This is a genomic window from Mesorhizobium sp. M7A.F.Ca.AU.001.01.1.1, from assembly GCF_004022735.1.
Taxonomy (GTDB): domain Bacteria; phylum Pseudomonadota; class Alphaproteobacteria; order Rhizobiales; family Rhizobiaceae; genus Mesorhizobium; species Mesorhizobium ciceri.
Window position 1 is genome coordinate 1 of the sequence record NZ_RZPF01000469.1, and the last position, 5,339, is coordinate 5,339.

At 63.6% G+C, this 5,339-nt stretch carries 4 protein-coding genes and 1 pseudogene; 2 read left to right on the plus strand and 3 right to left on the minus strand.

What is annotated here, in order from left to right; translation table 11 throughout:
• A partial coding sequence (locus EN884_RS24495) for an amidohydrolase family protein (RefSeq protein WP_164895132.1) occupies positions 1 to 307 on the plus strand: 307 nt, incomplete at its 5' end.
• A gap of 51 nt (positions 308 to 358) precedes the next feature.
• The gene (locus EN884_RS24500) at positions 359 to 2,398 is read left to right on the plus strand and encodes an ABC transporter ATP-binding protein/permease (RefSeq protein WP_063169680.1); all 2,040 of its coding nucleotides are present in this window, start codon (positions 359 to 361) and stop codon (positions 2,396 to 2,398) included.
• Positions 2,399 to 2,425: 27 nt separating this feature from the next.
• On the opposite strand, the gene EN884_RS24505 is transcribed toward EN884_RS24500, so the two are convergent.
• The 3 genes and pseudogenes from EN884_RS24505 to EN884_RS40315 all read right to left on the minus strand — a co-directional run.
• The gene (locus EN884_RS24505) at positions 2,426 to 3,940 is read right to left on the minus strand and encodes a malonyl-CoA synthase (RefSeq protein ID WP_063169679.1); all 1,515 of its coding nucleotides are present in this window, start codon (positions 3,938 to 3,940) and stop codon (positions 2,426 to 2,428) included.
• 177 nt (positions 3,941 to 4,117) lie between these two features.
• The gene (locus tag EN884_RS24510; RefSeq protein WP_024502152.1) at positions 4,118 to 4,858 is read right to left on the minus strand and encodes a GntR family transcriptional regulator; all 741 of its coding nucleotides are present in this window, start codon (positions 4,856 to 4,858) and stop codon (positions 4,118 to 4,120) included.
• 402 nt (positions 4,859 to 5,260) lie between these two features.
• Positions 5,261 to 5,339, minus strand: a pseudogene (locus EN884_RS40315) (ribulose-phosphate 3-epimerase); the annotation flags it as partial.

Below are 5,339 nucleotides of genomic sequence, written 5' to 3' on the forward strand. Positions count from 1 at the left end.
CAACGGCCGTACCGTCTATCGCAGGCATGGCAGCCTGCGGCTCGGCGACGGAACGCTGGCGGGCGCCGATCTCGACATGATCTCGGCCATTCGTTTCACCCACCGCGTCATCGGGGTCGAGCTTTCCGAGGCCTTGCGCATGGCTTCGCTCTATCCGGCGCAAGCAATCGGCCAGTCGCACCGGCTTGGCCGATTCGCCAACGGCACGGCTGCGGATATTGTCGCGCTGTCGGACGATCTCGACCCGAAGGGCGTCTGGATCGGCGGCGAAAAGGTTTTTGGAGCCGGCTACGGCACTGCGCATTGATATCGGCTGTCGTCGTGAAACCTTTTGATTTTGAGGTCGTTGTCGGAGCGTATGTCCGAGGCGAAACCCAAATTGAAACAGGCCGACGGCATCAAACCGCGCGGTGCCTTGAAGCCGCGACAGCAAGCGCCGCGTGACCACAGGCCGCGCCAAGAGGATCTGCGCGAAAAAAAACCGCCGACTGCCGAAGCTGCCCCCGAGGTCGACGGCCAGCCGGGACCGCCACCGGAGGCTGTCGAGCCGGATCCGCAACTGACGCCCGAAGAAGCCGAGCAGGCGCGCCGGAAATACCTGCTGCGGCGTTTCTGGATCAGCGGGCGCGGCTACTGGGCCAGGCGGGGCGATGGGCTTGCCTGGCCGCTCACGATCGGGCTGTTGATCCTGATCTGCGTCAATGTCGGCTTTCAATACGGGATCAACGTCTGGAACCGCTCCTTCTTCGACGCCATCGAGCAACGCAACGTCCACACCGTTTATGTGCTTAGCGCCATATTCCTGCCGCTCGTCGCTGGAAGCGCGGGCCTTGTGGTCGCGCAGGTCTATCTGCGCATGACGATCCAGCGCCGCTGGCGTTCCTGGCTGACCACCGCCGTCATCGCACGCTGGCTTGCCAATGGCCGCTACTACCAGTTGAATCTCGTCGCCGGCGACCACTCGAACCCCGAAGCCCGCCTCACGGAGGATCTGCGGATCGCCACCGAGTCACCGGTCGATTTCATCTCCGGCGTCCTCAATGCGTTCCTGTCGGCCTCGACCTTCATCGTGGTGCTGTGGACGATCGGCGGCGCGCTCACTTTGCCGATCGGTGGCGAAAACCTGACCATTCCCGGCTTCCTCGTCATCACCGCAGTCATCTATGCCGCCATCACCTCCACGTCGATGGTGGTCATCGGCCGGCATTTCGTCCGCCTCTCCGAGCAGAAGAACCAGGCGGAAGCCGAATTCCGCTACACGCTGACGCGGGTACGCGAAAACGGCGAGAGCATCGCATTGCTCGGCGGCGAGGAGGAGGAGCGCAGCGGCATCGACAGGAATTTCGGTCATGTGCTCAGGCAATGGGCGCTGCTGACGGGCCAGCACATGCGCACGGCGCTGGTGTCGCAGGGGTCGAGCCTGTTTGCGCCGGTCGTGCCGGTCCTGCTTTGCGCGCCGAAATTCCTCGAAGGCTCGATGTCGCTCGGACAGGTGATGCAGGCTGCCTCCGCCTTCGCCATCGTGCAGGGCGCGTTCGGATGGCTGGTCGACAACTACCCGCGTCTTGCCGACTGGAACGCCTCGGCGCGACGCATCGCCTCGCTGATGATGTCGCTCGACGGGCTCGAGCGTGCGGAGCAGAGCGACGCGCTCGGACGCATCCAGCACGGCGAAACCGAAGACGGTGCGATGCTCAGCCTCGACGATCTCTCCGTCACGCTCGACGACGGCACCTCCGTGGTCAAGGAAACCGAGGTTGCGATCGAACCGGGCGAGCGTGTGCTGGTGGCTGGCGAATCCGGCTCGGGCAAGTCGACGCTGGTGCGGGCCGTTGCCGGCCTGTGGCCATGGGGCGGCGGCAGCGTCAATTTTCATGCCGACAGGCGACTGTTCATGCTGCCGCAACGCCCCTACATCCCCTCGGGCACGCTTCGCCGCGCGGTCGCCTATCCCGCGGCCGCGGACAAGTGGACGATCAAACAGATCAAGGCCGCCCTGGACAAGGTCGGCTTGGCCTATCTTGCCGAAAGGATCAAGGAAGAAGCGCCATGGGACCAGACGCTGTCGGGCGGCGAAAAGCAGCGTCTCGCTTTCGCGCGCCTGCTGCTGCACCGCCCCGATATCGTCGTGCTGGATGAAGCAACCTCGGCGCTCGACGAGAAGAGCCAGGACGCCATGATGGCGACGGTGATCCGCGAATTGCCCGATGTCACCATCATCAGCGTGGCGCACCGTGCCGAGCTGGAAGCCTTCCACAGCCGCAAGATCACCCTCGAACGGCGGGAGGGCGGCGCCAAGCTTGTCAGCGACATCAACCTCGTGCCGCGCAAGCGCAACCTGCTGAAGCGCGCCTTGTGGGGCTCCGGCAGTCGGGTCGAAAGGGCGCGCAAGGAGTAAGGCGCCGCTGCCCCGGGCACCGCGCAACTATGATGCGTATATGTCCTTGTAGGTGTCGCGCAGCAGGTTCTTCTGTACCTTGCCCATGGTGTTGCGCGGCAGTTCATCGACGAAGATCACCCGCTTCGGATGCTTGTATTTCGCCACCCGTCCGGCGATGGCACCGAGAATTTCGGCGCCGGTGATCCGCGAAGACGGCGCCCGCACGACGATGGCGGTGACGCCTTCGCCGAAATCCGGATGGGCAACGCCGATGACGGCGCTTTCGCTAACCCCGTCGAGCGCATCGATCTCGCTTTCGAGTTCCTTCGGATAGATATTGTAGCCGCCCGATATGATCAGGTCCTTGCCGCGGCCGACGATGTGGACGTAACCGTCGGCGTCGATCGTGCCGAGATCGCCGGTGATGAAAAAACCGCCGGCGCGGAATTCCGCCTTGGTCTTCTCCGGCATGCGCCAATAGCCGCCGAAGACGTTTGGGCCCTTCACCTCGATCATGCCGACCTCGCCCTGCGCAAGCGCTGCGCCACTGTCTGGATCGGCGATGCGAAGCGTGACGCCGGGCAAGGGCAAACCGACGGTCCCGGCGCGCCGCTCGCCCTCATAGGGGTTCGAGGTGTTCATGTTGGTCTCGGTCATGCCGTAGCGTTCGAGGATCGCGTGGCCGGTGCGCTCGCGCCAGGCCTTGTGCGTCTCGGCCAGCAGCGGAGCCGACCCGGAAATGAACACACGGATGTTTTTCGCCGCCTCATGGTCCAGCCCCTCATCCTGCAGCAGGCGCACGTAGAAGGTCGGCACCCCCATCAAGGCCGTGGCACGCGGCAGCAGCGAGACGATGCGGGCCGGATCGAACTTCTGCTCGAACAGCATCGAGGCGCCGGCCATCAGGACGACGTTGGTGGCGACGAACAGGCCGTGCGTGTGGAAGATCGGCAATGCGTGGATCAGCACGTCGTCTCCGGTGAAACGCCAGTGCTCGACCAGCACGCGCGCGTTCGAAGCAAGGTTCTCGTGGCTGAGCATGGCGCCTTTCGAACGACCGGTGGTTCCCGACGTGTAGAGGATTGCCGCGAGGTCATCCGGCCCGCGCGCCACGTCATGAAAATCCGTCGGCAGCCGCGAGGCCTGCTCGGTCAGCGATCCCCGGCCATCGCGGCCGAGCGTGACGGTGACGGCGCCCGTCTTTTCCGCCAGCGCGCCGATGTCGGCCGCTCTTGCCGGATCGCAGACGACCAGGCGTGGTTCCGCGTCGCCGAAGAAATACTCCAGCTCAGCCAGCGTGTAGGCGGTGTTGAGCGGCAGGAAGACGGCGCCGGCGCGCAGGCAGGCGAGATAGAGCATGACCGCTTCCGGGCTCTTCTCGACCTGCACGGCAACGCGGTCACCGGGCTCGACATCCAGTTGCAGGAGCGCATGCGCAAGCTGCGCCGAGCGGGCCAGCATATCGCCATAGGTGATCGAGCGGCCATCATCGGTTTCCATCAGCAAGCGCGCTGGCGCCGGCATCCGGGACCGGAACGCATCGAACAGATGATTGCTCATGAAGACTTCCCTGGGGTGCTGCGGCGCTGAGCATGCGCCTGTCGCGGCATGCCTCGGCGGCGAGAGTTCGCGGTTCTTGGCCGCGCCGTCAAGCCCGCCGACAGCGGTTCACGCCGGCCGCGCCGACGCAGGTTGCGTGCAAGAAACGAGCACAAGAGACCCGCCAGGAAACGACTGCTATCGCCGAGCGCGTTTGCCGGCGATTTCTTTCGTTTCCTCGTCCTGCTCGAAGCGCTTCATGCACATGGCCGCAGTCAACCGGTAGTGGTTGAGCAGGGCCTCGACGGCACCGTCGGCATTGCCGTCGAGGGCACATTCGGCGATCAGACGATGCTCGCCGAAATCGTCGCGCTGGACGCCTTCGCCATCATTGGCCATTTGCCGGTAGCGATAGGCGTGATCGGAGAGCTGGTCGCAAAAGCCCACCAGCCATTGCGACCGGCAGGCCGAAATCAGCACCCTGTGGAAGATGCGATGCAGCCTCTCCCAATCGGGATTGAGCGAGAAGAGATTCTGCGGTGCCAGACGTGACGCGCGTCCCAGGCGATGCAGCGCCAGCACGAGCTGTTCTTCCCATTCGGCGGTGCGGTGGGTGATGGATTCGCGAAGCGCTCGCTCCTCGAGCCAGCAGCGGGTGCGCGTCAGCTCCTCGAGTTCCGAGGCGCTGACCGGCATGATGAAGAAGCCGCGCTGGTCGTGCCGGCCGAGAAGCCCTTCCGAGGCGAGGCGATTGAGGGCTTCGCGGACAGGCGAGGCGCCGGCTCCATATTTGGAGACCACCCACTCGACCCGCAGCTTGCTCTCGGCTTCAAGGACACCGCCGAGAAGATCGTCCCGCAATTGCTGATAGACCGTAGTGGCAAGCGTGCTCTTCGGTCCGGCAGCGTCGTCGTTCAGATTGGCAGCTCCGTATGTCAAAGCGACTCCTTGTCCCCAGGACTTGTCCCGGGCGATCCGAAAGCATTCGCCTTCTCGTACTTGTACCATACAGGGCGAAGATTCGCCTGCTCAAGCAGAAGATCACGTTATTGTACTTTAGCACAAAGGAATATGCGGCATTTCGGAGTTCAATGCTGTAATTCCGCGCTTTTTCACAACCTGCGGGCACTTAACATGTTTTGTATGCACGCAGGAGAACCTGTTCTTTTTGTTCTTTTGTATTCGTGCGAGATCAACTGTCTGCTTTGGGCATAGACGACGGAGCTGAAAACCGAATCAGGCAATCGCTCACATCCGATGCCGTTGCCCCAAAAGCTTCACAAACCCGCCCGGCACCAGAACCTTAGCCGGCATGCAGGGCTGACGCGGGAACACTGCTGGTCAATCGGCTGCCTTATCGGCTGCCGTCCTGATCGCCTGGATGTTCTGCCGATAAGCCTCGACGCTGCCGCCTTTGAAG